Source organism: uncultured Campylobacter sp., from assembly GCF_938045225.1.
Taxonomy (GTDB): domain Bacteria; phylum Campylobacterota; class Campylobacteria; order Campylobacterales; family Campylobacteraceae; genus Campylobacter_A.
Window position 1 is genome coordinate 1 of record NZ_CALINL010000011.1, and the last position, 26,498, is coordinate 26,498.

The window sequence follows — 26,498 nt, forward strand, 5'->3', positions numbered from 1 at the left end:
TATCTAGGTAAAAATCTATCACGCTGCCCAGCTTTTCTCGCAGGTCGTTTTCGCCATATATGATGGGCTCGCCAGAGACGTTGGCCGAGGTAGCGATGACGTCGCCCTCTAGGTACTCAAAAAGCAAGAGATGAACGCCCGTGTATGGCAAAAATATGCCGATTTTATTAAGCCCCGGCGCTAAATTTGACGGAACCCGCGCACCCGGCAAGCTTTGCAAAACGACGATCGGTTTTAAATTTGAGCTTAAAAGCTGCTGCTCCTCGGGCGAAATTTTAGCGTATTTTTTAGCGCGCGCAAGATCCTTGCACATCACTGCAAATGGCTTTTTAGGGCGCTTTTTTCGCTCTCTTAAAAGCCCCACCGTATCATCCTTTAAACGGCACATCAGATGAAATCCGCCAAGTCCCTTTACGGCTAAAATTTTACCCTCGTTTATGAGCCGCGCCGCCTGCTTTGCGCTTTCGTTATCCCGCGCCAAAACCTGCCCGAATTTGTCTTTTAGAGCGAGTCTGGGCCCGCAGTTTGGGCATGAGACGGGCTGGGCGTGATAGCGACGATTTAGCGGATTTTTGTATTCGCCGCCGCAAAATTCGCACATCTTAAACGCGCTCATCGTCGTGTTTGCTCGGTCGTAAGGCAGCGACTCGATAATAGAAAACCTCGGGCCGCAGTTGGTGCAGTTGATAAAAGGATAATGATACCTCGGGTCCGCGGGGTCGTAAAACTCGCGCTCGCAGTCGGCGCAGAGGGCAAAATCAGGCAAGATAGGCGCGTGTTTTTTGGCTGATTTTGAGGCGACTATCTTAAACTCGTCAAATTTCGCGTCCTCTAGCTCGGTTTTTCGCATCTCGTCGATGCGAGCGAGGCTTGGTAGCTCCTCGTGCAGAGCTTTTTCAAACTCTTCTATCTGCTCACCCTGTCCGCAAAGCGTTAGCTTCACGCCCTCGTCGTCGTTGTAAATTTCGCCCGCAAGGCCGAATTTAAGGGCTAGATTATAAACAAAGGGGCGAAAACCCACACCTTGAACCAGGCCTGAAATTTCATATTTAAAACATCTCTTCAATCAAAAACTCTTTGCTAAATTTGGCGTTTAAGCCCGTTTTTAAATGCTTTAACGTCAAATTCGCAAGCGTTTTGTTCTCAAAAAGCGAACCGCAAAGCAGCGCGTTTTGCACGCCAAAATCCTGCTTTAGCGCGCCTGAAAAATCGCTCAAAAAATAAGCCAGCGACTCGGCGTATCCGTAGCTAAGCAGCCTATCATCGACGCCTGCTAGCCTAAAGCTCATGCCGCTTCTAGCAAATTTAACGACGTCAAAATGCGTTTTGTTTAGCATTTTAAAATCAAGCCTAGGCCCTTTTGCGCCGTTAAAATCGCTCGCGTTTTGCAGTAAAATCTCTCCTGCTTTTTGCACATCGCTATCAAATCCAAGCAGCGCTCCAGCCATACAAAATAGCCCAAAAAAGCCGTTTTGTAAGCAAAGCTCGCCGCGCGGCAGGCTAAAGTTTTCGCCGTAATTTTGAAGCAATCTCTCGCCGCCCTCCTCGCGCTTTATCTGCGCGTAAAGCTCCTCAAAGCTCGCAGGCAAGGCGAAATTTAAGACGTTAAAATCATCAAATTTGGGGTAAATTTTAACTTCATCGTCTTTAAACCTGCTTAAAAAAATCCTAGCTATCCCACCCTCTTCGTCAAATTCTTTTTTTGCGAGATTAAAAGCGGCTAGGTTTTTATCCGCGGCGCCCTCTACCTCACTCAAATTTGCGCGTGAATAATAAATCCTAGAGCCGCTAAAAATATATCCGTTTTCAAGTACGGTAGCCTTAAACGGCGGCTTTTGCGCCAAAAAAGCGATAAAATTTACGCCTGCTTTAAAAAGCTTGTCGCAAAGCGCGTAGAGAAAAATATCTCTAGCCGCGCAGACGTCAAAAAATCTAGGAGAGCTTGAGTGATTGCCGCGGTAGATCGCCGTCGTTTTTAGCGTAACGGCGGGCTTTTCGTAGCTTGCTAGGGCTACTTGTCAGTCCCGCGCCGCCGTTGCTGCATGAGCCTGCGATGATGAGGATTTTTTTCATTTTTTGCCTTTTTTCGTTTTTAAAAGCCGTATTATAAACGACATTGCATTAACGGCGAGTTAAACGCTAAATTTTATATTTTTTTAAAGCCGTTTGCACTACAATTTCTATAAAGATTATCAAAATAAAAAGGAAAAGCCGTATGGAAAAGATCGAATTTGAGGGCACGGTCTCCGAGACGCTACTTATAAATTTATACTTTAGAAGCAAGGAAAACCAAGAAACGACACCTATACTAAAAGACGCGTTTTCGGGAGACGTCGTGAGCAAGATAGATTATGATTTCGCTAAATTTGACCGCTCGACGCTAAGCAGGGTCGGCACGGTGATACGAGCGAGGTTTTTTGACGACTGCATACTTAAATTTGCCCGCGAGCACCCGACCGCCGTCATCGTTCAAGTAGGCGCCGGGCTTGATACCAGGCCTTTGCGGCTAGCTCCCGTTTGCCCCGAGGCGACCTTTTACGACCTTGATTTGCCAGACGTCATCGCGCTTCGCGATAAGCTCGTGCCAAAAGCGCCGCGAAACTACAGCCTAGCGTGCTCGATGCTAGAAACCGCGTGGATGGACGAGCTAGCAAAAAAGCACGCAGGCGCGAAGTTTATTTTCGTGCTAGAGGGCGTGGCGATGTATTTTGAAAAGGCAGTATTTCGGGAGTTTGTGCTAAATTTGAGCGAGCGGTTCGAGGGACTTTTGCTCACCGATTTGATAAACAAATTTGCCGCAAAATCAAACACGCGCAAGCACGACGTGCTCAAATTTATGAAAGGAGACGTGAAATTTAAGATGAGCGTAGAGGGTGCAGACGAGGTCGAGGCATGGAACAAAGAGCGTATAAAGTGCCTAGAAATCGGCACCATGACAAATATGTACAAACACCGCTGGGGGCTTATCGCGCGCATGCTGGGCTACATAAAGCCGTTTCGCGAGGCGTGCAGGATGTTTGTTTTCGCTCTGGGCAAGCGCGGGTAATTCGCTCAAATTTAAGCCAAATTTGGCAGCAAATTTGACGGTTTTGCACCCTAACCCGCACCTTTATGACGCTAAAACCCTTATGCGTGCTCAAATTTGACGCCTCCATCAAACGCAATCAAACTCAAATATAAGTTTGCGCTTATTAAATTTTAGCTATAATCCAGGCTTCATAGATGGGTGTCCGAGCGGTTGAAGGAGCACGCCTGGAACGCGTGTAAAGTGCAAGCTTTCGAGGGTTCGAATCCCTTCCCATCTGCCATAATCTTATAAAACTTAACCCAAAATTTTCCACAAATTTAACGCAAGAACTAAAAATGATAAAGATAAAACACATAAACGAAGATGATTACGCGCGGATTTTCGTATTCGGCGATATGCACGGCTGCCTCGGGCTCTTTAATCTGATGATTAAAGAGATAAATTTGAGTAAAAAAGATCTGATAATCATCCTGGGCGACAGCTGCGACCGCGGCGAGGATACGATCGGGCTATACAAAAGATACGCCGAGCTAGTTAGAAACGGATACGCGCTGATCCACGTGCTGGGAAATCACGAGAAAATGATGATGGACGGGTATTTCGGCGGCGACTCGCTAGATCATCAAATTTGGCTTAGAAACGGCGGCGATAAAACCAAAAGGTCGATCTACAAGCGAAATTTAAACAGCTTCGCGCTCTCGTGGCTCAAAGATTTCATTAACGATATGCCCCACGTCATGAGCTCGGAGCAAAGCATATTCGTCCACGCGGCCTTTGACGGCGACAAAAGCGAAGAGGAGCAGGACGAGGACTACGTGCTGTGGAGTATAGAGCCATTTTGGGAGAGTAATAATACGGGCAAGCGGATATTTCACGGGCACGTCGCAAGCGAAGAAAATAGAATAACCAGGCGCGCGAATAACGTCTTTTCTATGGACGTGGGAGCCGTGTTTTTTAAAAGGCTAGAGATAATGGAGATAAAAAGCGGCGAGAAATTTGAAGTGAGTTTAAGAGAGCAAAAATGATTTATTTTACCTCCGATTTGCATTTCGGGCATAGCAATATCATGAAATTTCATCCATGTTTTAGGCCTTTTTCTAGCGTAGAGGCGATGGATAGCGCGCTTATTGGCCATTGGAACGAGAGGGTAAATCCCTGCGATACGGTTTATAACATAGGCGATATTAGCTTTCACAAGGATATGGAGACAAATATATCCATCTTTAGCAAGCTAAACGGCAAGCACGTCCTAGTACTGGGCAATCACGACGAGGCGATAAAAAAGCATAAAGACGAGTTGCTAGCTATGAAAAAACAAGACGGCAACGCGCTGTTTGATGAAATTTGCGAATACAAAGAGATAACGGTACATCGCGAACAGGATAAATTTCGCCTCGTGCTCTTTCACTATCCGCTAGCCGAGTGGAACGCAGGCCACCACGGCTCTATCCAGCTCTACGGCCACATCCACGCAAATATCGCAAACGTAAAAGGCAAGGCTCTAAACGCCAGCTACGACCTGCACGGCAAGATTTTGAGCTTTGAGGAAATTTACGATTTCGTTAAAGACCTGCCGCCTTTTGAACATAGCAAACACAGGATGTTTAGCGAAGAAGATAGCATGGAAAGTAGAAACAAAAGGATAAAAGAGGTTTTAGAAAAGCTAAATTTTGACTGGCCTTAGTCAAATTTGCGCTTTGGATTTACAAAGCGAATTTGGGCTTCAAATCTTAAATTTGAGCCCAAATTTAGCTATTTTCATAAAAACATCACAAACAAAAACACGCCCAAAATCATACGGTAGATAACAAACGGCAACATACTCGCGCGCGCGATCAGCGCCATAAACAGCCGCACGCAAAGATACGCGCTAAGGCCGCTAACCGCCGCGCCGATAGCAAGGTCGCTCCAAGGCAGCGCGTCCGGGGTTTTTAGCAGCTTTACTGCCTCGAGTCCGCCTGCTAGCACGATAACCGGGATCGAGAGCAAAAACGAGAAATTTGCGCTTGCGCTGTGACTAAAGCCAAGCATCAGCGCCGCCGTCATCGTCACGCCCGAGCGCGAAACGCCGGGTATCAGCGCGATCGCCTGTGCTAGACCTATGATGAGAGCGAGCTTGATCGTCATTTCGTATTCGGTTTTTAGGCCTGATTTTTTATCCGCGACGTAGAGCGCGATACCGAAAATTATCGTCATCGCCGCGATCACGAGCCCGTTTCTAGCGTACTGCTCGATGGCGTCGTTAAACGCTAGGCCAAAAAGCCCCACCGGCACGGTCGCAAAGCCGACCGACCACACGAGCGTGCTGTCGCCGACCTTCTCGCGCCGCGCGATAGACGCGAAAAAATCACGCACGAGCCCAGCAAGCCTATCTTTAAAATAAAAAAGTATCGCCGCGAGCGTGCCTACGTGAACGGCTACGTCAAAAGCAAGCCCCTGATCCGCCCATCCAAGCAGCTTTGGCACCAGCACGAGATGCGCCGAGCTAGAGATCGGTAAAAACTCGCTAATGCCCTGAACTAGGGCCAAAACTATGATATGCGAAAGCTCCATCACGCGGCCTTTTGGTTAAATTTAAACGAATTTTGTGCGCTAAATTTGATTTTGTCTTGAGCATAAATTTGCTCGTTCAAGCCTTTTTGCGCGTCAAATTTACCTGCGCCGCGAACTAAATTTAAGATGAAGTTTTCGTCGGCGAATCTCCCTATTTTTTGCCTATATCTTTGCAATATTTCCCTTTTTTTAATTTTGATTTTACTGCGAGCAAACCGCTTAAATTTGATGCGGGTCTTGCCCGTCAAGAGTCGTCAAATTTGCGCTTAAAACAGCTATATTGTCCTCAAATTTGACGCATCCAGCTCAAGCTAAAACCGTCAAATTTAAAGCTAAATTTTACTTCGCCGTTTTCTGCGCAAATTCCGCGATCTTTTCAGGCGTAAAGCCGAAGTACTCAAACAATGCGCCCGCCTTGCCGCTCTCGCCAAAGCTCTTCATCGAGTAGATCTCGTCAGCAAATTTATACCACTCCAGCGCGCTTGCGGCTTCGACGGCGATGACCTTGGTCGCTGGATCTATGATCTGATCTACGTACTCGCGCGGCTGCTCGCAAAGCAGATCAAAGCACGGAGCAGAGACGACGTTCGCGCCGATACCGCGAGCGGCTAAAATTTCAGCCGCTTTAACGCAAAGCTCGACTTCGCTGCCGCTGGCTATTAGCGTGATTTTGGCGTTTTGCGCGCGTTTTAGTAGATAAGCGCCATTTTCTACGCCGCCAAATTCGCCCTTTTCAAGCGGAGCGAGGCCTTGGCGGCTAAGCACAAAGGCGCTTGGAGCGCGTAAATTTAGCGCAGCTTTCCAGCAAAGCGTATTTTCGTTGCCGTCGGCCGGGCGGAAGGTGTAAAAATTCGGCATCGCGCGTAGCGTGCTAAGCTGCTCGATAGGCTGATGCGTCGGGCCGTCCTCGCCCACGCCGATACTGTCGTGCGTAAAGATAAAAAAGTGCCTAACGCTCATCAGCGAAGCGATACGCGCAGACGGCTTTAGGTAGTCGCTAAAGATAAAAAACGTCGCGCTAAACGGCAAGAAAAGCCCGTATCTAGCAACCGCGTTGTTTATCGCGGCCATGGCGTGCTCGCGGATACCGTAGTGGATGTTGCGGCCGTTAGGGAAGTCGCCCATGCCTTTTAGCTCGGTTTTGTTTGACGGCGCCAGATCCGCGCTACCGCCGATAAAGCCCGGTAGGGCGCGCGCGATCTCGTTCATGATGATGCCGTTGCTATCGCGCGTGGCTAGCTTTTTGCCGCTAAAATCAGGGAAATCTATCTTGCTAAAATCAGGGTTTAGCAGCGCGTTTAGCATATTTTTGCTCTCGGCGCTTAAATTTTGCACTTTTTGATTCCACTGAGCTTCGGCTAGGTCGCCCTTTTCTATCGCGGCGCGGAAGCGAATCAGCACGTCCTCGTCAATAGCAAATTTGCGCTCAGGATCAAAGCCTGCCGCGATTTTAGCGGCCTTTATAATTTCCTCGCCAAGCGGCGCGCCGTGGCTATGGTGGCTGCCCTCTAGCTCGCCCGCGCCCTTTGCGATGCGCGTGTTTGCGATGATGAGATACGGGCGCTCCTTCTCGGCGGCTTGCTCGAGCGCAAACTCGATCTGATCGTAGTCGTGGCCGTCGATGCGAGCGACGTCCCAGCCCTGAGCCTCGAACCTTGCCTTCACGTCCTCGCTCCAAGCGATGCTCGTGTCGCCCTCGATCGTGATGTTGTTTGAGTCGTAGATCAGCACGAGGTTGTCTAGGCGCAGGTTGCCCGCGACCGCACAGGCCTCGTAGCTGATACCCTCCTGCAAGTCTCCGTCGCCGCAGAGGCAGTAAATTTTATGATCGATGACGACGTTTTCAGGTTCATTTAGCAGATTAGCCGCGTATTTTGCCGCCATAGCAAAGCCCACCGCATTTGCTACGCCCTGCCCTAACGGCCCCGTCGCGACCTCGACGCCTTTGGTGTGGATCTCGGGGTGACCCGGTGTTTTGGAGCCTAGCTGACGGAAGTTTTTTAGATCATCAAGGCTAAGATCGTAGCCGCTAAGATGCAAAAAGCTATACACGAGCGAGCTTGCGTGACCGCCGCTAAACACGAGCCTATCGCGGTTTAGCCAGTTTGGATTTTTAGGATTGTGATTTAGAAATTTAGCCAGCACGACCATGACGTCTGCTAGCCCCATCGGCGCGCCCGGATGCCCGCTGTTTGCCTGCTGCACCATATCCGCGCACAAAAACCTTATCGTATCAGCCATCTTTTTTAGCATTTTTTCTCCTTAGTTTTTATGCGATTATACGAAAATTCGGCTTAAATTTTACGCTTTTAACGCCGCCGTAAATTTTAAAAACTCGACGAAATTTTCTTTTTTATCTTTTAGCTCAAAAGGTATCTTATGCTCTTTTTCGCCGATTATTATGGCGTCCTCTTCGCCATCTTTTACCGTTATGGACGCGCCTGCGATCTCGTGCCACGAGCTAAAAACGGGCTCTTCCATCAGCTCGCGGCTAATAAGTCCGCGCTCGTCCAGTATCACGCCGTAAGGCTTACCAAAAAGCGAGCGGTCAAGGCTGTGAAGCATCGGCGAGACGGGCTTAAAGACGCTAAGCGATTTTGATAGCAGCTTCGTCTCGTCAAGCGGCGTTTTTAGCGCTTCGCCCAGCTCAAGCTCCAAAATTTTATCCGCGATCGTGCGCTCCTCGGCCTTAACGCCCTCCTCTAAAACTGCCTGCAAGATCGCTTCCAGCGCAGTTTTCATCGCCGCTTTCATCTCGTCCTCGATTTCAAATTCGCATTTTTCTAGCTCTTGCCACGCGAGAGTTTCCAGCTCGTCAGGCGAATGCTTGCCGAGCCTAAACGCCGCGGCTACTTCGTCCGCGTTTGCGGCCGACGCGTCAAATTTAACCAAAAGATGCCGGCTCGTGAGCAAAAATCCTATGCTTTTTCGCCCGATCATCTGCGCATGCACGCCGATAAACGCGAGCGGCCGGGCACCATAAAATTTAGGCGTTTTGCTATAGTCCACGCCCTTTTTCAGCCCTAGGCTTTTATCTAAAATTTGCTCCACCGCCTTTGCGAAAACCTCGTCCGCATCGTCCCAAACCGGGTGTTTAGCGCCATTGCCGTTTAGAAATAAAACATTTTGTGTACTTTCGTCGAAAGAGAGTAAAATTTCATCCAAATTTTTCATATTTTCTCCTAAATTTTATTTAAAAACCATACTCCGCCGCTCGTCAAATTTAGACGCCAAAATCCGCCTCGCAGCCAAATATCATCGCGTCGCCGCGCGAAATTTGAACGATATAGGGCTCATTCACGAGACGGCTCGCATTTTTCGTAAAACCACTCGAGCGTCTCGTTTAGCTTAAACTCATCGCCGTCTAAAAAATACTGCTTGCTGCTTTTGATCGCGTTTTCGCCCGCGGCCACGTAGTCGCCGATGAAGCCGCGGTCCATGACGTCGCGTGCTAAAATTTCACGTTCAAATACATTTACCGTCTTTTGCGTTTCGCGCCATTTGCCGCTCTCATCGGGCTCGCGAAGCGCTGAGGATACGTTATTTCCCGCCTCGTCGTAGGCGTAGACGTACTCGCGCCGCTCGCCATCAGACATCTCGCGATTTTTTATCAGGTTGCCACGCGCGTCGTAGCTAAGCTCGTTTTCAAACACAACCCCCCCAGCGCTGCGACTCCCCCTGCCAAAACGACGATGCGGAGTACTTTAGCCGACCTTGCTCGGTCTCCTCGCGCACGTTTTTGTAGCAGCCGTTCCACTCGCTCTTTGCGGCGTCCCAGCGGCATCTAAGATCGGTAAAACGCCTAAACTCTGGCTCTATTTTTTGCACCGTCCTCTCCTGCGGCTGCCACGCGTCCTGGCTCCACGTAAAATTTATCTCGGTGCGCGCTCCATCCGCAGCCGTAAAGGCAGCGTGCTTCGTCTGCGGCACCCATTTGCCCTGCCACTTATAGCCCTCGGAGCTAGCGTAAACGTCGCCGTTGTAGCGGTATATAGATTTTTCGTACGGCGTCCATTTTTTGGCTTTGGCGCTCCACTCAAAGGTCGTTATGAGCGTAGTTTTGTGGTTTTCGTCATAAAGTCTTTTGGTTAGATAATTTGGCATCCATTTGCCGTTTTTTAGAGTGAAATTTTGAGAGATTTCCGTCGCGCCCGTTCGCTTTTCGACGGTTTTTTGACCTTGGTTTAGTTTGCCGTTTTGACCGCGGGTGTCGATATAAACAAACGCGCCGTCCTTTGTCCTTTCTATTTTTGAGAACCCTGCTTTGCGCCATTTGCCGGCTCTAAAGTCCCACTCGTACTCTGTGCTGCCTATCTCGCGCTCGCCTCTTTCGTCAAATTTAACAATGCTTTTCGTCCTGCGCCTGCCCTCATCGCTGATTTCGTCGTAGATTTTTTCTAGTAGTCGAGTCTTCGCGTCGTAAGCTTGGCTCGTTTCATATTTGTAGCGCGGCACGGCGTCGCCCTGCGTTTTATAGATAGTCTTTTTTAGGCAAATTTCGCCTGCCGCAGCTAGCGGCAAGGCCCAAATCGCCGCCATCGCCGCCGCTTTCCAAAAAAATCTCACATTCGCTCCTTTTTAAATTTAGCCGCCCAAACGGCGTCAAATTTGATGTGAAAGCAAAATTCAACGAGCTAAATTTACGTTCGGATACTCGTCAAATTTAACGGCGTAAACTGAAAATCAGATCGACTCGCCGCGTCAAATTTACCGCAGTTGGGCCGCTAGCAAAAGATCATTTGATCTTTTTATATTTCCACGTCTGCTCTGAGGCGAGCTTAAATTTACCGTCCGCCGCGACAAACTGCTTAAAGCTAGTCACCGCGTATCTGCTAGGCATCTCAAAAGACATCAGCGAGCCGCCGTGTCCGACGTCGTCGGCTAATATACTCGGATCAAAGGTCGTCTCCAGGCGCTTATTTTGCACCCATCTTTTGCCGTTTTCGTCGCTAACTAGCTCGTAGATATCCACGCTCACGTTATCGCCGCGCTCGTTGTAGCCGTAGACGAACTTTTCGCTGCCGTCCATCGTGTCGTATCGCTGCGTTAGCAGACGCTCGCCGCTCTTGTCGTAGATGCTGCGGTTGGAGTACTCCTGCGTCCACTCTTTGCGCTCTTTATCCCACAAAAATGCCGCCGTCTCGAAGTCTGCGCCCTCTACGACCGAGACGCTTTTGCTGTTGTTTTCCCACGCGTTTTGCTCGGCGTTCCAGATGAGATTTATCGTCACGTCTTTGCCACTAGAGGCGTCGTAGTCGTGCTTTGACATCTCGTCATAGCGCCACGCGCCGTTTTCATAGTCCCAGCTCTCATAGCCGCGCGTCTGTCCGTCCGCGCCGTAGAGCAGCTGCGTTTTTGACTTAGGCTGCCATCTTTTGCCGTCCCAGACGCTAAGCACTATAAGCTCGTTCTCGCCGTATGCGTTCTCGACGGTTTTGGTTAGCGCGGCTTTTTGCCATTTGCCCTTTACCAGCTCGTATCTGATCTCTTCGCTAGCGTTTTTTAGGTACTTTGTGATGATTTTGCTGGCATTTTCCGGCACGCCCCTGATAAATGAACTAGACTCCTGCGTGAGGACGCCTTTTTTATAGTCGGCTTTGTATTCGGTTACTTTGATCCATTTTTTCGCGGCAAAATCATAGCTAAAAGCCTCAAATTTCGTCATCTTGCCGTCTTTGTTATAGTAGCTGATCTCTTTGTGTTTGCCCTTTAGGCCGTCTGCGAGCTCGGAGTTGCTCACTAGCTCTAGGCGGCGAGCCTTGGCGTCGTAGCTTTGCTTGGTTTCGTAGCTAGAAGTCGGTTCCTCAAAAGTTTTTTGCGCGGTGCTAGCTAGCATGTAGTCGTACTCTTTGGCGAACGCCGCCGCACACAAAAGCGCAAGCGATAAGGCTATTTTTTTCATTATCTCTACTTTTGATAAATTTAAAAGATTATAACATAAAATGCACGCCGAATTTTGCCGAATTTACGGCGGCATCGGCATGGTTTGGAGGCACTTTATTTATAGCACGCGGATAGCATTTTGTAGTTAAGGATAAAATTTGCGAAATTTGACGGCAAATTTAGCTGCTCAAATTTGACCAAACAAAACGCGAATTTAAGTCAAATTTACCGCAGATGCTTGTCGATGAGGCCCGTCACGATAGCGCGGATGCCGGTATGCACGCCGCCTAGCTCGTACTCTATCTTTGCGATGAGCTCGTTTTTAGCCTGCACCGCGCCATCAACGCCAAGAAGGTTGGTAAATGAGTTTTTAGCGCCGTCGTTATGCGTCGGCTTGCCCGCCGTTTCGGCGCTTTGCGTCGCGTCGATGATGTCGTCTGCGATCTGAAACGCCAGCCCCAGATCAAGCCCGATGTCGTAGATATGCGCAGCCTCCGCCTCGTATAACCCCGCCACGACGCAGCCTGCTTGCAAGCTTGCTGCGATGAGGCGCGCGGTCTTGTGGATGTGCAAAAATTTTAGCTCCTCAAGCCCTAGTTTTTGATTCTCGAAATAGCAATCCACCGCCTGCCCAAGCGCCATGCCGTAGATACCGGCGTTGCGGCTTAGGATCTCGACGCATTTTATGCGCGCGTCCGCATCCAGCGGAGCCCTTGCTATCTGATAAAAGGCGTGGGTGTTTAGCGCGTCGCCAGCCAGGATCGCCGTCACTTCGTCAAATTTGACGTGCAAACTAGGCTGCCCACGGCGCAGATCCGAGTCGTCCATCGCAGGCAGATCGTCGTGGATGAGCGAGTAGCTGTGCATCGTCTCAAATGCCAGCGCGACGTGAAACGCCGCCTCTTTGCGCTCGGGGCGCACCGCCGCTACGACGCCTGCGACCAGCATAGCGCGAAAGTGCTTGCCGCCCGATTTTAGCGTGTATGAGAGCGCCTCGTCAAAACACGGATGAAAGCTAGGCGAGCTCGGTAAATGCGCGCTCAAAAACTCCTTAAACTCGGCCAAAAGCGCGTCCTGATCGGCGGCGCTAAGAGCGGTTTGGTTTGCATTTGGCTGTAAATTTGCGCCCGAGGTAAAACACGAGCCTTTTGCCGCATTTAACGAGATCAAATTTGATCGGTTTTTCAGGCTTTGAGTCGGATTTTCGGAGCTAGTTTTGGCTTTGGTCGAGTTTAAAATTTGAGAGCGATTTTGGGACGAGCTCTCGCGCGAACTACGAGCTAAAATTTGATCCTTCGGCAGCGCCCGCGACTCGCTCAAATTTGACGATTTTGCCGCGCTTTGAAGGCAAATTTGATCATTGCCGCTAAATTTTAATTTTACCGCTAAATTTTGATTTTGCATCTATTCTCCGTTTTATTTTTGCCGACTGGTCGGGTGCAGGCTAAATTTCTCAAATTTAGCCTGCAAAGGCGTCAAATTTGTCGCCCGAAACTACCGCGCGTTGTAAAAAAAGTCAAAGCCGTTGCGTCTAAAGAGCAAATTTTGACCGCCGCCTTTAGCAAGCAGGCCTAGCGCTTCTTTGCGGCTTGAGACCGTTTTTTGCCCCACTTGTATCAGCTTGTCGCCGACTCTGACGCCGAATTTCGCCGCGCCCGAGCCTGCGTCGACTCTTTTTACCGTCAGCTTCTCGTCAAATGTTATGCCGTAGAGCTTTTGCACGCTCGCGGCATCGCTGCTTTGCGGTATGGACTGAGGCTTTGCGTCGCTAGAGGCGGCCTTTTTATCCGCTCTCGTCGGCGCTTTTTGCTCTTTTTTGGTCGCGTCGTCCGAAACTGCTACGCCAAATCTCAAAACCTCGTCGCCGCGCTTGATCTCAAATTTGAGCCGCTCGCCCTTTTTGGCGAACAAAATCCTCTCGTTTAGCTCGCGCAAGCTCTCAAATTTCTCGCCGTTTACGCTCAAAATTTCATCCCCTGCCATCAGCGCCGCGCCGCGTCCGAGCGGATCGACGTTTTTTACGTAGAGTTTGCCGTCTCGCTCCTCAAAAACCGCGCCCACGTCGCCGTAGTACACGTCTTTATACGCCGCAAAGTGCTTTAGATATCGGCTTGGGACAAACTTATCCCCGCCTACGGCGATACCGCGCAGCCTGCAGCACGGACTTAGCACGGCGCCCGTGCCGTTTACGTCAAACGTGAGCACGTCTAGCTCGCCTAGCGCCTGCGCCTGCGCCTTTACGTGGCCGTAGACGGTCGCGTTTAGATCGCGCGTGACGCTGACCCAGTCGCTTTTTTTCGTCGCGTTATCGTCGGCCATCTTCATAGGCTCGAGTTTGACGTCCGAGGCGACCAGATAAAGGCCCAGATAGGGGTCAAATTTGACGTAGTTTTTCACGGGGATTTCGCCTTTAGGCACGGCGATTAAATTTGACGCGATCGCGATACCGCCGTTACCCGCGACGTTTACCATTGCAGGCAGGTTTTTCTCAAAGCAAGCGTTAAAATCGTCCTGCGTCGGGCGCGGCTCGGCTCTAAGCGACGCGGTAAATGCGCAAATCATAAAAACCGCAAAAACGGGAGAGCAAAATTTGCGGGCTAAATTTGAGTTCGAATTTAAAGCCGCACCGTCCAAAGCGCCGCCGAAATTTAACCGCGCGAGCCCAAAAACCGCGTCCAAACGGCGCGAGATAGCTGCGCGTTTCATTGCCCTAGCCCCATGCCGGCAAACCCGCCCAGCATCCTTGACGCGGCGTTTTTGCGGTCGTCCTCGATCATCTTTAGCACGTCGTTTACCGCGCTGATGAGCAAGATCTGCAAGCTCTCCTTGTCCTCTAGCAAGCTGTCGTCGATGCTGATATCGAGCACCTCGCCCTTGCCGTTTGCCCTGACGCTGATGAGTCCGCCGCCGCTTTTTACGCTAAATTCGCGCTTTTGACTCTCCTGCTCGATCTCCTGCGCCTTTTTTTGCGCCTCCTCGAGCATCTGTCCCATTTTTGAAAAATCAATCCCCTCAAACATAAACATCCTTTCAAATTTCGCGTTATTTTAGCCAATTTAAGCTAAATTTACTTTATTTAAAGCCTGCAATGCAAGTTTCGTTCCCGCCTTGAAATTTGCGGCGGATACGAGCATGGACGGGTAAATTTGAGTCCGAAAAGCCGTCAAATTTGATGATAGAATTTTATTTTATATGAACCGCGCGAGTTTTGATCTGTTTTGGCTTCCGCAAGAATGCCTGCGTAGTTTTCTAGCGTGGACTTTTTTGCAAATTTGAGAAATTTACCTGAAATAATGGGCAAACTACGAGGCTAAAAGATCGTCTCGGCAAATTTAAAAGCCGCACGTAAAACGCGATAAAATAAACTATCGCGAGGTCGGAGCCCGTGCAAACGAGCGCACGTCAGATATCTTTAAAGCTCGCCGCGACCGACTTTTCCAGATTTTCCGCCTTGCCGAGGATCGTTATCGCCTTTTGCCTGCACTTGTTCACGCATCTGTAGCAAATCGTGCAGCGCTCGCCAAATCTCGCCTTGCCGTGCGTGATTTTTATATTTTGCGTCGGGCAGGATTTTGCGCACTCGCCGCACCCGTTGCAGCGCGCCGGATCAAGGCTAGGTTTGCGCCTGGCAAAGGGCGTTTTGTCCCAAATTTTCATCCATAGCCGCTGCCCTAAAAGCCCCGCGATACGGCATAGCACGCCTAGCCCCTCTTGCGGCGGCTTACCCGCGGCAAATGCCTCCGCGACGCGCTCTAGCTTAGCGTTCGCCTCCTTGATCACGCGCTCGTTTTTCTGCGCCGAATAGCTAAAAATCGCCACATCGAGGATAAACGCGGGCATTCTGATGTGCGCGCCGCCCGTTATCCTCGCGCCCGCCCGCCTTAGGATCCTAGCCGCGCAGCCCGCTCCGTCGCCGCTAAAAATCTCCATCGTAGCGATGATAAAGACGTTTTTGCCGCGAAAATTCGCGCTGTTTTCGCAAATAAACTCGCGCACGATCTGCGGCAGGTCGCTAAAGTAAACAGGATAGGCGAGGATCACGTCATCGTGGTGCTTTAGTAGCTCGCCGCAGTCCTCGTCCCGGGTCAAACCGCGAGGATACCCTTGCTCAGGCGCTCTATAAATCTCTTTACGCAATGCTTCGTGTTGCCCGTGGAACTAAAATAAATCGCTATCATTTTGCGAATCCTTTTAAATTCAGGCGCAAAATTTGGTCAAATTTCGCGGAATTTTGCCGACCGCGTCAAATTTAACGTCAAAAGCTGGCAAAATTCAAAAATTCGTTCGTTTGCAAAATAGCTGCCGCGTGCTTTGCCTAAATTTTACCGCGAATTTGACCATGTGTCACAAAACGTAAATTTAAATGGTTCTGTGAAAGAAGCGGCAAATTTGGGCGTATATTATTTTACGATCTCGTTTTGCTCGTTTACCTGCACGATTTTTGGTTCGAAATCTCTCGCTTTTTTGGCGCTAAGAAGCGCGTAAGCAACGATGATGACGACGTCGCCGACGCAGACTTTGCGCGCGGCAGCGCCGTTTAGGCAGATCTCGCCCTTTTTCTCGCCGCGAATCACGTATGTAGCGAAGCGCTCGCCGTTATTGACGTTTAGGATCTCGACTTTTTGGTACTCGCAAAGCCCCGCAGCCTCGATGAGCTCGGGTCCGATCGTGACCGAACCCACGTAGTTTAGGTTGGCGTCCGTCACGCGCGCGCGGTGGATTTTGCTTGATAAAATTTCGATTTTCATCGGCAGTCCTTTGTGTTTTTGGGAAAATTATACTATAAATTTAGCTGCAAAAAGCAACTTTATATATCCGCGGCGATTCGTTTTTGCTTGCTTGACGCGATAAAATCAGGAGTTAAATTTGTGATCAAATTTGATTTTAGAGGTATTTACGCGAGTGATAAAAACTGCGATAAATTTGACGCCGCTCGGCAGTAAAATAGAAATTTAGGCGCAAACAAAGGCAAATTTTACTCAAATTTACCCTTATTTCGTCGCCGTTTCGTTCGTAAATTTAGGCGCGTTCGTTCAAAAGTTCGCGCACGACCTCTTTGTCGCTAAACGGATATTTTACGCCCTTGATCTCTTGATAGGTTTCGTCGCCCTTGCCTAAAATCACCAAAATTTCATCCCGTGCGAGGCTTTCAAGCGCGTATTTTATCGCCTCTTTGCGGTTTGCAATACATTTTACGCACTCGTTCATCTCTAGGCCGCCGCATATCTCGGCGATGATACTTTCTGGCTCTTCGCTGCGGGGGTTGTCGCTGGTGACGACGAGCCTGTGCGCGTATTTTTGCGCTATTGCGCCCATTTTAGGGCGTTTGGTGCGGTCTCTATCGCCTCCGGCGCCAAAAACCGCAACGATTTTGCGATGGCGAAGCGCGTTTAGCACCTTTTCGATGCCGTCTGGAGTGTGCGCAAAGTCCACGATCACGAGTGGCTCACGGCTCACGACCTCCATGCGCCCCTCGACGCCGTCAAACCCTGCCGCGGCGCGCGCGATCTCATCTAGCGGCCGATCCGTCAACGTCGCGACGCAAGAGACGGCTGCGATAATGTTATAGAGGTTAAATTCGCCGTGCAAATCTGAGCTTAGCGCTATTTGCCCGCGCGGGGTCTTTAGCGTCCCGTGTATGCCGCCTTCTAGCGAATACTCTCCAGGCGCAAAGTCCGCGTCAGCGTGGAGCGCATATGTTAGGGCATTTGCTGGGTTAAATTTGATCCCGCCGCGGTCGTCTATGTTTATGAGCTTTGGCGCGTCGTCTGCGAAAAACTCGCTCTTTACGCGCGCGTACTCTTCAAACGTGCCGTGGTAGTCGAGGTGGTCCTGGGTCAAATTCGTAAAAATTTTCATCGCAAACGATAGGCTCTCGATGCGCTTTTGCGCGATGGCGTGCGAGCTAGCCTCCATCACGAAGTACTCGCAGCCGCGCTCGCTAGCGGCTTTTAGGTAGCTAAGCGTGCGTAAAATTTCGCTCGTCGTTAGCGCCTTGTCGTCTATGCGTTCGCCGTTTATAAAGGCGCCGCGAGTGCCACACAGGCCGCATTTGTAGCCTAAATTTAGCAGCGTGGCGTAGATAACCGCCGCGGTCGTGGTCTTGCCGTTCGTGCCCGTGATGCCGATAATTTTGATGTTCTCGTCGATACCTAGCATCTGCTTGCACTCGGTCAAATTTATGATTTTTGCGCCCTTTGCTTCGGCGGCAGCTTCAAATTTGGCGTTCGTCGCCGTTTTTACGAAACAGCAACCCGCTTCGCATTCGTTCGAGTTGTCGGTGACGAAGCCTTCTTTAACGTAAATTTTCACTTTCGGCCTTTTCGTTGATTTCGCGAGCCAGGGCGCTTAGTCGCTCGTCGCCGGCAAACATTACGGCTGCGGTCTCGATGTAGTTTAGCCCCATTTCGATGAAGCCGTTTTTGATAAGATTTTGCAAAAACTCGAGAAAATCGTCGCGGTTGTCGATCATCACGCGCGTGGAAAACATGATGTCCTCAAAGGTGCTTTTAAATCCGCCGCGCCTAACCGCATCCATAAAATCCGCATAGCTGATGGCATTTTGCTCCTCAAGGCTCTCATCGTCGCTAAATTTTGCCTCGAGCGCGCCTAAAATTTCCTCTAGCTCGTCTGGGCTCATACCGAGCTTATCTTTTAGCTTAAATATCTCAAATAGCGTCATAGCCTCGTCGCGGCGAGTCTTAGCAAGCGAGCAAAGCATAATGAGAAAAAGTAGTTTTTTGTCCGGTTTTTTGTCGTAGGCGAGCGAAAAATAGCTCGCAGCGGCGTCATAATCGCCCTTGTTAAATGCTTTTAGTCCCGCCTTTTTATGATCAATCAAATTTAACTTCCTCGCCGATAGGGATATTTACGACGCTAAGTTCGGGGTGGATATCCGTGCGTAACTGGCGCTCGATGCCGTATTTTAGCGTAGTAGTGCTAGCTGCGCAGCCGTGGCAGTGGCCGGTGAGGCGGACGTAAATTTTGCCGTTTTTGATACCTAGCAGCTCCATGCCTCCGCCGTCATTTTCAAGCATAGGCAAAACCTTTTGCAGGCTGGCTTTTACGGGCTTTAGAAGCTCTTCGTCGGTAAATGGGATCATTTTTAACCTTTTAAATTTTTGAGATATTATAGCAGATAAAATTTTAAATACGCAATGAGTTTGGCGTTTTTGCGGTTATTTTTAACTTGATTAAATTTTGATATTAAGACCATTGAGTGCTGATATAAAAACAAATTTAAAAAAGCACAGCGGCCGTTTAAGTACAAAAAAGCATAATAAGTAAAAGTCATACAAGCGCAGTCATATATACAAAACCTTTAAGATATTTTGGATTTGGCATACTGCAAGCAAATCTTTTAAAAGCAAATTTGTAAGTAAAACTACGACAGAGATTATAACTCTATATATTTTTTTAAACTTGATGTGAATTTCAATATTTTAGTATGTATGCGAAACCATCAATAATAGGCAAGCAAATAAATTTAATTAAAAAGAAAAAAATTTTTGGGTAACTGGGATGAGTAAATTTAACAAATAAAAAGAGAGCCGAAGCTCTCTAAAAAATTATTCTTTGATTAGCTCGATATAAGCCATCTCAGCGGCATCGCCTCGGCGAACGCGAGTCTTAACAATACGCGTATATCCACCGTTTTTACCTACAAATTTTGGAGCAAGCTCAGTTACCAACTTGTTAGTAGTTTCTTTATCCTGCAAGCTGGCAAAAACTGCTCTGTGAGCGTTGCTGTCGCCTTTTCTTGCTCTAGTGATTAGCTTTTCGATATAGCTTCTCAGCTCTTTTGCCTTAGGCAAAGTTGTCTCTATCTTTTCGCTTTTGATGATAGCGATAGCTAAGTTTTTAAGTAGAGCCGAGCGGTGAGCCGACGTCCTGCCTAGTTTTCTGTATCCGTGACCGTGTCTCATTTATGTTCCTTTTACTCTTTTACACTCATTTGTGATTTTAGGTCGGCGATTTTTTTCTTGAGGTGCTCTTTGCCGCCGCCTAGGTCGCCGCCGACCGGATATCCGATCTCTTGCATAACGGCTTTGATCTCGTCGAGAGATTTTTTACCTAAATTTTTAAGCTCTTTTAACTCGTTTTCATCCATCAAAGCAAGCTCGCCGATAAATCTAATCTCGGCTTTATCAAGGCAGTTGGAGCTTCTAGCGCTCAAATTTAACTCTTCTATGCTTTGAAGCAACTTTGCATGCTCGCTGCCGGAAACTTGAGCATTTAGACCTGCCGAAACGTCGATATTTAAAACGCCTTTAAACACCGACATCTGTTGATACATAGCCTCGATAGCATGTTTAAACGCCTCGATCGCGCCCACTTGTCCGTCCGTCGTAATCGTGAAAATAATCTTCTCATAGTCAGGATTATCCTCAACAAGGACATTTACTAGCTCGTAAACGGCTTTTTTAACAGGCGTAAAGAACGCGTCAAGGGCTATATAACCCTCTTCGGTGTTATCTCTTATCTCTTCGCTTGGGACGTATCCGATACCTTTTTGGATGATTACCGAAAATTTAAGCTCTGCGTCCTCGTTTATGGTAGCAAGATAAGCATCCTGATTTACGATATCTACGACATCGCTTTTTAGATCGCCGGCTTTTATCTCTTTTGGACCCTTAAACGAATACTCGACCACTTCGCGCTCAGACTCATTTTTTAGTTTAAAGCGGATATTTTTTAAATTTATAATAAACTGCGCTACGTCCTCAAGCATGCCTCTCATCGAATCAAATTCATGAGATACGCCCTCTATCTTGACGCCCGTAGCCGCAAATCCAACCGTACTACTATATAAAAGTCGTCTTAGCGGATGAGCCAAAGTAACAGCATAGCCCGTCTCAAACGGATACGCGGTTATTCTGGCGACATTCTCGCTTATACTCTCTACTGAAATTTCGGTAGGCATATAAGCTGATGTGGTAATTTTTCTCATCGTTATACCCCTTATTATTTCGAATAAAGCTCTACTATGAATCTTTCCTCGACAGGAATGACGACTTCTTCCCTTTCCGGAGTTCTTGTGAAAATTCCGAATTTTTTATCTTTTTCTACGTCAACCCAAGCTACTATGCCGGTTTGTGCCGTAAGATCGATCGCGCGAACAATTTGCGGATTGTTTTTAGATTTTTCGACAACCTCTATCTTAGCGCCCGCTTGGACTCTGTAAGAAGGAATATCTACTCTCTTGCCGTTTACTAAAATATGTCCGTGAGTAACTAGCTGACGAGCGAAGCGGCGAGTCGTCGCAAAGCCCATTCTGTAAACTACGTTATCTAGTCTTTGCTCCAAAAGCTGCACCAAAAGCGCACCGGTATTTCCTTCGCGGCGAGCAGCCTCTTGGAATAAGCGGCGGAATTGCTTCTCGCTAATGCCGTACATAAATTTAGCTTTTTGTTTTTCGCGAAGCTGTAAGCCGTATTCGCTTATCTTGCTTCTTCTTTGTCCGTGTTGTCCCGGAGCGTAAGGTCTTTTGTCAAGCGCGCTCTTACCTGCCAAGCGACGCTCGCCCTTTAGCGCCAAACTAACGCCGAGTCTTCTTTCTAATTTTTCAACGGGTCCTCTATATCTAGCCATAATAATTCTCCTAAATTTCTAATTATACGCGGCGGCGTTTTGGCGGTCTGCAACCATTATGCGGAAGCGGAGTTATATCTTTTAAAAACGTTACTTTTATACCCTCTACCGCACCTACGCTCTTGACTGCGGTCTCTCTGCCGCTGCCAGGACCTTGTACTTTGATACCTACTTCTTTTATACCGTGCTCTTTTGCTTTAGTTAGAGCGTCTTCTACTGCTTGTTGAGCCGCATAAGGAGTTGATTTTTTACTTCCTTTAAAGCCTAGTCCGCCAGCACTGCTCCAAGCGATAGCATTTCCCATCTCATCGGTAACCGTTACCATAGTGTTGTTAAAAGTCGCGCTTATATAAACGATACCTTTAGCAATACTTTTTCTTACAATTTTCTTTTTAACTACTTTTCTTTTTGCCATCGCTTATCCTTATTTCGTCGCAGCGCCGACTGTTTTGCGCTTGCCTTTTCTAGTTCTAGCGTTTGTTTTAGTCTTTTGACCGCGCACCGGAAGACCTTTTCTGTGTCTTAGACCGCGGTAGCTTCCTAGGTCCATAAGAGCCTTGATGTCCATAGCGACGCTTTTTCTAAGGTCGCCTTCCACCACGTGGTTCTCTTGGATCTCTTTGCGGATAGCCGCAGCTTCGTCTTCGGTTAGGTCGTTTACTCTTTTATCGTAAGAAATTTTAGTAGCATCCAAAATTTGACGAGATTTGTGAAGACCGATACCGTAAATATAGGTCAAACCGTATTCGATTCTCTTTTTCTTTGGTAAATCCACACCTGCGATACGTGCCATGCTTTATCCTTGTCTTTGTTTATGTTTTGGATTTTCGCAGATTATGCGAACTATGCCTTGGCGCTTGACAATTTTGCACTTGTCACACATCTTCTTTACAGAAGGACGAACTTTCATTCTAGTCTCCTAAAAATTTATTCCACTTTTAGGCTGCATCAGGTTTAACGAAATTTTAAACCAACTATTTTCAAAACAAGTGGTGGGCTTTGAAAACAATTCTTCATACAGCAATTTGTCGCAAAGGGCTGAGTATAGCCAAATTTAGCTTTTAACTTACTTATGTCGGTAAATTATCCTGCCCTTATCCAGACTGTAAGGTGTTAGTTCCACCTTTACGCGGTCTCCAGGCATTATTTTTATATAATGCATCCTCATCTTGCCCGCAATATGACACAAAATCACGTGTTTGTTGTCGAGCTCGACCTTAAACGTCGCGTTTGGCAGCGCCTCGATGACGTTGCCGTCAATCTCTATGACGTCGTCTTTTGCCACTTAACTCCTTTTTGTTAAATTTACTTTCGCCGTTCGACGGAAGTTCGAAATTAAAATTTTAACTCACCACAAATTAAAATTTTAAAATTTACAAGTCGCGCAAACGATTTGTAAATTTTAGAATTTTACGCTAGGCTTAAGATCTCCGCACGTCCGTTCACGACCGCCATACAGTGCTCGTAGTGACTGGTTCTTAACCCGTCTTTGCTAGTTACTTTCCATTTGTCGTGACCGATCACGGGAGTGCCGTCTTTTTGGCAGATCATCGGCTCTACGCAAAATACCATTCCGTTTTTGATTTTTGGTCCCGATTTTGGGCTGCCGCCCTCTAAATAATTTAAAATTTGCGGATCTTCATGTGGGCGTCTACCGATGCCGTGACCGCAAAATCCCGTTAACGGAACGAATCCGCGAGCTCTTATAAATTTCTCGATTTCAAAACTAAGCTCTTTAAAGTGCATTCCCGCTTTTACGGTATCTATCGCAAAATATAGCGCGTCTTTGGCGCAAGCGATCAGCTTTTCGTCTTCGCGCGAAATTTGACCCACGCCCCAAGTTCTAGCCGAGTCGCCGAAATATCCGTTCAAATTTGAGCCGATATCGACGCTTACGATGTCGCCTTCTTGTAGTTTGTATTCGTTCGGGATTCCGTGGATGACTACTTCGTTTACACTGATGCAAGCTGCGTTTGGAAAGCCGTAAAGCCCCTTAAACGCCGGCTTTGCGCCTGCGGACCTTATCATATCCTCGCAAATTTTATCTATTTCGAGCAGTGAGATGCCGGGCTTGATCACGCTTTCTACGTAGTCGAGGGTTTGAGCGACGATTTTATTCGCCGCTCGCATCTTCTCTATGTCGTTTGGCTGCATGATGGTTATAGCCATTACAAGCCTACCGCACTTAGAGTTTGATATTTGTTCATATAAATTTGAGCTTCTATCCTTCGCATCGTATCAAGCGCGACAGAAACCACGATCAGTACCGACGTGCCGCCGAAATAAAACGGAACGCCCATAAATTTAACGAGCACCCAAGGAAGCGTCGAGATGAGTCCTAGGTAGATCGCTCCGCTAAAAGTTAGTCTAGATGCGACCTCGTTTAGATACCCGGCCGTGCCCTCGCCCGGTCTAATGCCCGGGATAAATCCGCCCTGTCTTTTTAAATTTTCGCTGATATCTTTTGCGTTAAACGCGATCGAAGCATAAAAATATGCAAAAAATACGACCAGCAAGAACGTTAAAAAGTTGAAAAAATAGCTATTTGGATTTAAAAAATCGTGAATAGCTTGGATGTAAGGATTTGTGCTGGCCTGCAAAATGGTGCTTGGGAACATCAAAATCGCACTGGCGAAAATCGGGGGAATAACGCCGCTTAAATTTACCTTAATAGGTATATAGTTCATGATGCGTTTGTTTTGATTTTCCATCACTACCTTACGCGAATAGCTCACCGGTACGCGCCTCTCGCCCATCTCGACATAGATAACTATGCCTACCGTGACCAAGATAACAAGCAAAATTCCGATAACCACGAGGAAGTTCATCTCGCCCGTATTTACCAAATTTACCGTTCCGCCGATGGCTGAAGGTATGCCGCTAACGATACCAGCGAAGATAATAAGGCTGATGCCGTTGCCGATACCTCGCTGAGTGATCTGCTCGCCTATCCACATCAAAAGCATAGTTCCTGTTAGCATCGAAGCTGCCGCAATCGCGATAAATAAATTCATATCTATCATTATTGCGTCCTCTCCGCCTCTACCATGAAGACTCTGAAGCCCCATACTAACACCCACTGCTTGAACAAGCGTGATACCGATAGTGGCATAACGGATAATCTGCATATATTTTTGCATGCCGTCGCGGTCTTTTTTCATCTTGCCCAAATTTGGGAAAGTAGCCGCTAAAAGCTCCATGATGATAGATGCCGTGATGTATGGCATAATGCCTAGAGAGATGATGCTGAGGCGCTCTGCGGCCTTACCGCTGAACATATTAAATAGTCCAAGCGCATTTGAGGAATTCGAATCGAAAAACTCTTTAATAACATTGACGTTTACGCCAGGAACCGGCACGTATGCCAGTATCCTGTAAGCAAATAAAAATGCCAACGTGATTAAAATCTTGTTGGTCAATGTCTTATTCATTACGCACGTCCGCTAACGGTTACGTTCTCGTCTTTGATTTTCGAAGCCAAATCTTTCGCGCTCACTCCGATCAATTTGATTTTCTTGACGCTGCTTGAAATTTTGTGTACGGTAGCGATAGTAGCGATAGTGATCTCGCTTAGCTCTTTTACCGCAACGATTTTTTCTACGTTGATTACGTAAGGTTTTTCAAATTTAGATGTAAAGCCCACTTTCGGAAGGCGTCTTTGAAGCGGTTGCTGACCGCCCTCGAAGCCTCTTTTTTCATTGTAGCCTTTTCTAGCTCTTTGACCTTTGTGTCCTTTGCCCGCGGTTTTACCTTGACCGCTACCTTGACCGCGACCTAGTCTTTTGATTTGTCTAGTCGAGCCCTCGGCAGGTTTTAAATTTTCTAGTCCCATATCTTCTCCTTAGCCTTTAAGCATACTTAGCGCTTTTAAAGTAGCGCGAACGACGTTTGCCGAGTTGTTTGAGCCAAGCGATTTTGTTAGGATGTCCTTGATGCCCGCAAGCTCTAGAATAGGACGAGCACTACCGCCCGCGATCACGCCCGTACCTTCGCTAGCAGGGCGAAGTAAAACGCGGCTAGCGTTAAATTTAACCTCTACGTCGTGAGGTATAGTCGAGCCTTTTCTTTTTACCTCGATGATGTTTTTAAACGCGTCGTCTACTGCTTTTCTCATAGCGTCCGGCACCTCTTTTGCTTTACCGAAGCCAAAGCCTACTAGGCCGTTTCTGTTTCCTACTACGACAAGAGCCGTAAATCTAAATCTACGACCGCCTTTTACGACCTTTGTAACGCGGCCGATATCAACCATTACTTCTTCGAATTCTTCTCTGTTATATTTTTCCATAGCGATTTTCCTTATAGTTTGATACCGTTTTCACGTAATGCGTCTGCAAAAGCCGCTACAACTCCGTGATACAAATAGCCGTTTCTGTCGAATAATGCCGTTTCTATTTTTTTAGCTTTTAGAGTTTTTGCAAATTCTTTAGCCAAAGTTACGGCGCCTTCTTTGTTTGCTTTTACGCCTAGCTTTCTGCCGTCGGCTGCCGCTAGAGTTACGGCTGCTACGTCGTCGATAGCTTGAACGTAAAGAGTTCTGTTTGATTTGAAGATAGAAATTCTAGGCAATACCGCAGTGCCGGAAATTTTGGCTCTGATTCTTCTTTTTCTCTTGATTCTAAGAGCGAGTTTTCTTTTTAATACATTTGCTGTCATTATCTATCCCTTACTTCTTAGATGTCTTACCGGCTTTGCGGATGATGCGCTCTTCTACGTATTTAACGCCTTTGCCCTTATACGGTTCAGGCGGTCTGTACGCCCTGACTTGAGCTGCGATCTGGCCGACCACTTGCTTATCGTCGCCTTTGATAGTTATGATGTTTTTCTCTACGCTGATTTCAACGCCTTTTGGCACTTCGTGATTTATCGGATGAGAAAATCCTAAAGTAAGCTCAAGTACTTGGCCTTTAGCTGCAGCTTTGTAACCGACGCCGTTGATCTCAAGCTGGCGAACAAAACCTTTTGTGATGCCGATGACGATATTGTTTGCAAGCGCTCTATAAGTGCCCCAGTAGGCTCTATCTTGTCTCTCGTCGCTCTTTGGAGAAAATACTATGTGAGCATCTTCGACTTTAACGTCTACGTGCCCTTTTGTGTCAAGCTCTTTTAAATGAGCACCTTTTTTAAATTTAAGGACGTTGCCTTCTACGCTGACTTCTACTCCGCTTGGAATAGCTATCGGCTGTTTTCCTATACGTGACATTTTTTTCCTTTTTTACTTGTCTAGGGTATGTCTACTTTTACGAATGGATACCGCAATACCATAAAAATAGAAATGAATCGAAGCGATAAAAACCGCTTCAAACACTTTAATTTTCTTGTCAAATTTGACTTGTTTTTTTGGATCTACTTCCTAAAATTTGCCGTCAAATTTGACATAGTCGTTTTTAAATTTAGCTTTAGCAAATTTGGATAAATTTGCATATCGAGCTAAATTCGGGAAGCT

The 26,498-nt window shown here is 47.7% G+C and carries 35 protein-coding genes and 1 tRNA gene; 5 read left to right on the top strand and 31 right to left on the bottom strand.

Features of this window, described 5'->3' with window-relative positions:
• The 3 genes from Q0200_RS00770 to Q0200_RS00780 form a co-directional block, all read right to left on the bottom strand.
• A partial coding sequence (locus Q0200_RS00770) for a Sua5/YciO/YrdC/YwlC family protein (protein WP_297936662.1) occupies positions 1-1,066 on the bottom strand: 1,066 nt, incomplete at its 3' end.
• Positions 1,050-1,757, bottom strand: a complete 708-nt coding sequence (locus tag Q0200_RS00775) for a hypothetical protein (RefSeq protein WP_297936664.1) — start codon at positions 1,755-1,757, stop codon at positions 1,050-1,052. The genes Q0200_RS00775 and Q0200_RS00770, both read right to left, overlap by 17 nt.
• A gap of 175 nt (positions 1,758-1,932) precedes the next feature.
• A complete protein-coding gene (locus Q0200_RS00780) occupies positions 1,933-2,073 on the bottom strand; it encodes a hypothetical protein (RefSeq protein ID WP_297936665.1) in 141 nt (46 codons plus the stop codon).
• A gap of 142 nt (positions 2,074-2,215) precedes the next feature.
• On the opposite strand from Q0200_RS00780, the gene Q0200_RS00785 reads away from it, so the two are divergent.
• The 4 genes from Q0200_RS00785 to Q0200_RS00800 all read left to right on the top strand — a co-directional run bounded on the left by Q0200_RS00785 (position 2,216) and on the right by Q0200_RS00800 (position 4,712).
• Complete coding sequence (locus tag Q0200_RS00785; RefSeq protein ID WP_297936667.1) at positions 2,216-3,046, top strand: class I SAM-dependent methyltransferase; 831 nt, start codon at positions 2,216-2,218, stop codon at positions 3,044-3,046.
• 174 nt (positions 3,047-3,220) lie between these two features.
• Positions 3,221-3,308, top strand: a tRNA-Ser gene (locus Q0200_RS00790).
• A 55-nt stretch (positions 3,309-3,363) separates the two neighbouring features.
• On the top strand, positions 3,364-4,053 hold the full coding sequence (locus Q0200_RS00795; RefSeq protein WP_297936669.1) for a metallophosphoesterase: 690 nt from the start codon (positions 3,364-3,366) through the stop codon (positions 4,051-4,053).
• Positions 4,050-4,712 (top strand): metallophosphoesterase family protein, encoded by a 663-nt coding sequence (locus tag Q0200_RS00800; protein ID WP_297936671.1) that lies wholly within the window; start codon positions 4,050-4,052, stop codon positions 4,710-4,712. Before Q0200_RS00795 ends, Q0200_RS00800 begins: the two co-directional genes overlap by 4 nt.
• 74 nt (positions 4,713-4,786) lie before the next feature.
• Here the strand turns inward: Q0200_RS00800 and Q0200_RS00805 are convergent, their stop codons facing one another.
• The 12 genes from Q0200_RS00805 to panD form a co-directional block, all read right to left on the bottom strand.
• Positions 4,787-5,581, bottom strand: coding sequence for an undecaprenyl-diphosphate phosphatase (locus Q0200_RS00805; protein ID WP_297936674.1), 795 nt, complete (start codon positions 5,579-5,581; stop codon positions 4,787-4,789).
• Positions 5,581-5,757, bottom strand: coding sequence for a hypothetical protein (locus Q0200_RS00810; protein WP_297936676.1), 177 nt, complete (start codon positions 5,755-5,757; stop codon positions 5,581-5,583). The genes Q0200_RS00805 and Q0200_RS00810 overlap by 1 nt, the downstream gene beginning before the upstream one ends.
• 163 nt (positions 5,758-5,920) lie before the next feature.
• Entirely contained in the window at positions 5,921-7,834 is a 1,914-nt protein-coding gene (tkt, locus tag Q0200_RS00815) for a transketolase (RefSeq protein WP_297936678.1), read from the bottom strand.
• 48 nt (positions 7,835-7,882) lie between these two features.
• Entirely contained in the window at positions 7,883-8,755 is an 873-nt protein-coding gene (locus Q0200_RS00820; protein WP_297936680.1) for a hypothetical protein, read from the bottom strand.
• Positions 8,756-8,874: 119 nt separating this feature from the next.
• Complete coding sequence (locus tag Q0200_RS00825; protein ID WP_297936682.1) at positions 8,875-9,234, bottom strand: hypothetical protein; 360 nt, start codon at positions 9,232-9,234, stop codon at positions 8,875-8,877.
• Positions 9,227-10,147, bottom strand: coding sequence for a hypothetical protein (locus tag Q0200_RS00830; protein ID WP_297936684.1), 921 nt, complete (start codon positions 10,145-10,147; stop codon positions 9,227-9,229). The genes Q0200_RS00825 and Q0200_RS00830 overlap by 8 nt, the downstream gene beginning before the upstream one ends.
• 169 nt (positions 10,148-10,316) lie before the next feature.
• On the bottom strand, positions 10,317-11,483 hold the full coding sequence (locus Q0200_RS00835) for a hypothetical protein (RefSeq protein ID WP_297936686.1): 1,167 nt from the start codon (positions 11,481-11,483) through the stop codon (positions 10,317-10,319).
• Positions 11,484-11,689: 206 nt separating this feature from the next.
• Complete coding sequence (locus Q0200_RS00840; protein ID WP_366118060.1) at positions 11,690-12,529, bottom strand: polyprenyl synthetase family protein; 840 nt, start codon at positions 12,527-12,529, stop codon at positions 11,690-11,692.
• 429 nt (positions 12,530-12,958) lie between these two features.
• A complete protein-coding gene (locus Q0200_RS00845; RefSeq protein ID WP_297936690.1) occupies positions 12,959-14,170 on the bottom strand; it encodes a PDZ domain-containing protein in 1,212 nt (403 codons plus the stop codon).
• Complete coding sequence (locus Q0200_RS00850) at positions 14,167-14,484, bottom strand: YbaB/EbfC family nucleoid-associated protein (RefSeq protein ID WP_002947064.1); 318 nt, start codon at positions 14,482-14,484, stop codon at positions 14,167-14,169. Before Q0200_RS00850 ends, Q0200_RS00845 begins: the two co-directional genes overlap by 4 nt.
• A 382-nt stretch (positions 14,485-14,866) precedes the next feature.
• A complete protein-coding gene (locus Q0200_RS00855; protein ID WP_297936692.1) occupies positions 14,867-15,553 on the bottom strand; it encodes an EFR1 family ferrodoxin in 687 nt (228 codons plus the stop codon).
• Positions 15,554-15,864: 311 nt separating this feature from the next.
• Entirely contained in the window at positions 15,865-16,212 is a 348-nt protein-coding gene (gene panD, locus Q0200_RS00860; protein WP_185898326.1) for an aspartate 1-decarboxylase, read from the bottom strand.
• A 12-nt stretch (positions 16,213-16,224) separates the two neighbouring features.
• Between panD and Q0200_RS00865 the strand changes: the two genes are divergently transcribed.
• The gene (locus tag Q0200_RS00865; protein ID WP_297936695.1) at positions 16,225-16,407 is read left to right on the top strand and encodes a hypothetical protein; all 183 of its coding nucleotides are present in this window, start codon (positions 16,225-16,227) and stop codon (positions 16,405-16,407) included.
• Between the two features lie 76 nt (positions 16,408-16,483).
• Here Q0200_RS00865 and Q0200_RS00870 read toward each other — a convergent pair whose 3' ends face one another.
• The 16 genes from Q0200_RS00870 to rplF all read right to left on the bottom strand — a co-directional run bounded on the left by Q0200_RS00870 (position 16,484) and on the right by rplF (position 26,255).
• The gene (locus tag Q0200_RS00870) at positions 16,484-17,776 is read right to left on the bottom strand and encodes a UDP-N-acetylmuramoyl-L-alanyl-D-glutamate--2,6-diaminopimelate ligase (protein WP_297936697.1); all 1,293 of its coding nucleotides are present in this window, start codon (positions 17,774-17,776) and stop codon (positions 16,484-16,486) included.
• Positions 17,760-18,305: a histidine kinase gene (locus Q0200_RS00875; protein WP_297936699.1), complete on the bottom strand. Its 546-nt coding sequence runs from the start codon at positions 18,303-18,305 to the stop codon at positions 17,760-17,762. Before Q0200_RS00875 ends, Q0200_RS00870 begins: the two co-directional genes overlap by 17 nt.
• Positions 18,298-18,567, bottom strand: a complete 270-nt coding sequence (locus Q0200_RS00880) for a NifU family protein (protein WP_297936701.1) — start codon at positions 18,565-18,567, stop codon at positions 18,298-18,300. The genes Q0200_RS00875 and Q0200_RS00880 overlap by 8 nt, the downstream gene beginning before the upstream one ends.
• 465 nt (positions 18,568-19,032) lie before the next feature.
• Positions 19,033-19,389: a 50S ribosomal protein L17 gene (rplQ, locus tag Q0200_RS00885; protein WP_002943070.1), complete on the bottom strand. Its 357-nt coding sequence runs from the start codon at positions 19,387-19,389 to the stop codon at positions 19,033-19,035.
• A gap of 11 nt (positions 19,390-19,400) precedes the next feature.
• Positions 19,401-20,414 (bottom strand): DNA-directed RNA polymerase subunit alpha, encoded by a 1,014-nt coding sequence (locus tag Q0200_RS00890; RefSeq protein ID WP_297936704.1) that lies wholly within the window; start codon positions 20,412-20,414, stop codon positions 19,401-19,403.
• A gap of 14 nt (positions 20,415-20,428) precedes the next feature.
• A complete protein-coding gene (rpsD, locus tag Q0200_RS00895) occupies positions 20,429-21,055 on the bottom strand; it encodes a 30S ribosomal protein S4 (protein ID WP_297936706.1) in 627 nt (208 codons plus the stop codon).
• A gap of 22 nt (positions 21,056-21,077) precedes the next feature.
• On the bottom strand, positions 21,078-21,470 hold the full coding sequence (rpsK, locus tag Q0200_RS00900) for a 30S ribosomal protein S11 (RefSeq protein ID WP_002947090.1): 393 nt from the start codon (positions 21,468-21,470) through the stop codon (positions 21,078-21,080).
• A gap of 9 nt (positions 21,471-21,479) precedes the next feature.
• A complete protein-coding gene (gene rpsM, locus Q0200_RS00905) occupies positions 21,480-21,848 on the bottom strand; it encodes a 30S ribosomal protein S13 (RefSeq protein ID WP_002943382.1) in 369 nt (122 codons plus the stop codon).
• A gap of 3 nt (positions 21,849-21,851) precedes the next feature.
• Positions 21,852-21,965 (bottom strand): 50S ribosomal protein L36, encoded by a 114-nt coding sequence (gene rpmJ, locus Q0200_RS00910; protein WP_297936710.1) that lies wholly within the window; start codon positions 21,963-21,965, stop codon positions 21,852-21,854.
• Positions 21,966-22,121: 156 nt separating this feature from the next.
• On the bottom strand, positions 22,122-22,340 hold the full coding sequence (infA, locus tag Q0200_RS00915) for a translation initiation factor IF-1 (protein WP_002943098.1): 219 nt from the start codon (positions 22,338-22,340) through the stop codon (positions 22,122-22,124).
• Between the two features lie 125 nt (positions 22,341-22,465).
• Complete coding sequence (gene map, locus Q0200_RS00920) at positions 22,466-23,224, bottom strand: type I methionyl aminopeptidase (RefSeq protein ID WP_297936713.1); 759 nt, start codon at positions 23,222-23,224, stop codon at positions 22,466-22,468.
• Entirely contained in the window at positions 23,224-24,486 is a 1,263-nt protein-coding gene (gene secY, locus Q0200_RS00925; protein WP_297936715.1) for a preprotein translocase subunit SecY, read from the bottom strand. The genes map and secY overlap by 1 nt, the downstream gene beginning before the upstream one ends.
• A complete protein-coding gene (gene rplO / locus Q0200_RS00930) occupies positions 24,486-24,887 on the bottom strand; it encodes a 50S ribosomal protein L15 (RefSeq protein WP_009494836.1) in 402 nt (133 codons plus the stop codon). The genes secY and rplO overlap by 1 nt, the downstream gene beginning before the upstream one ends.
• 9 nt (positions 24,888-24,896) lie before the next feature.
• Positions 24,897-25,340 carry a 30S ribosomal protein S5 gene (rpsE, locus tag Q0200_RS00935; protein WP_002943402.1) on the bottom strand — a complete coding sequence of 148 codons (444 nt, stop codon included), beginning with the start codon at positions 25,338-25,340 and terminating at the stop codon, positions 24,897-24,899.
• A gap of 11 nt (positions 25,341-25,351) precedes the next feature.
• Complete coding sequence (rplR, locus tag Q0200_RS00940) at positions 25,352-25,708, bottom strand: 50S ribosomal protein L18 (RefSeq protein ID WP_124851303.1); 357 nt, start codon at positions 25,706-25,708, stop codon at positions 25,352-25,354.
• A gap of 10 nt (positions 25,709-25,718) precedes the next feature.
• On the bottom strand, positions 25,719-26,255 hold the full coding sequence (gene rplF, locus Q0200_RS00945) for a 50S ribosomal protein L6 (protein ID WP_002943347.1): 537 nt from the start codon (positions 26,253-26,255) through the stop codon (positions 25,719-25,721).
• Between the last annotated feature and the right edge of the window lie 243 nt (positions 26,256-26,498).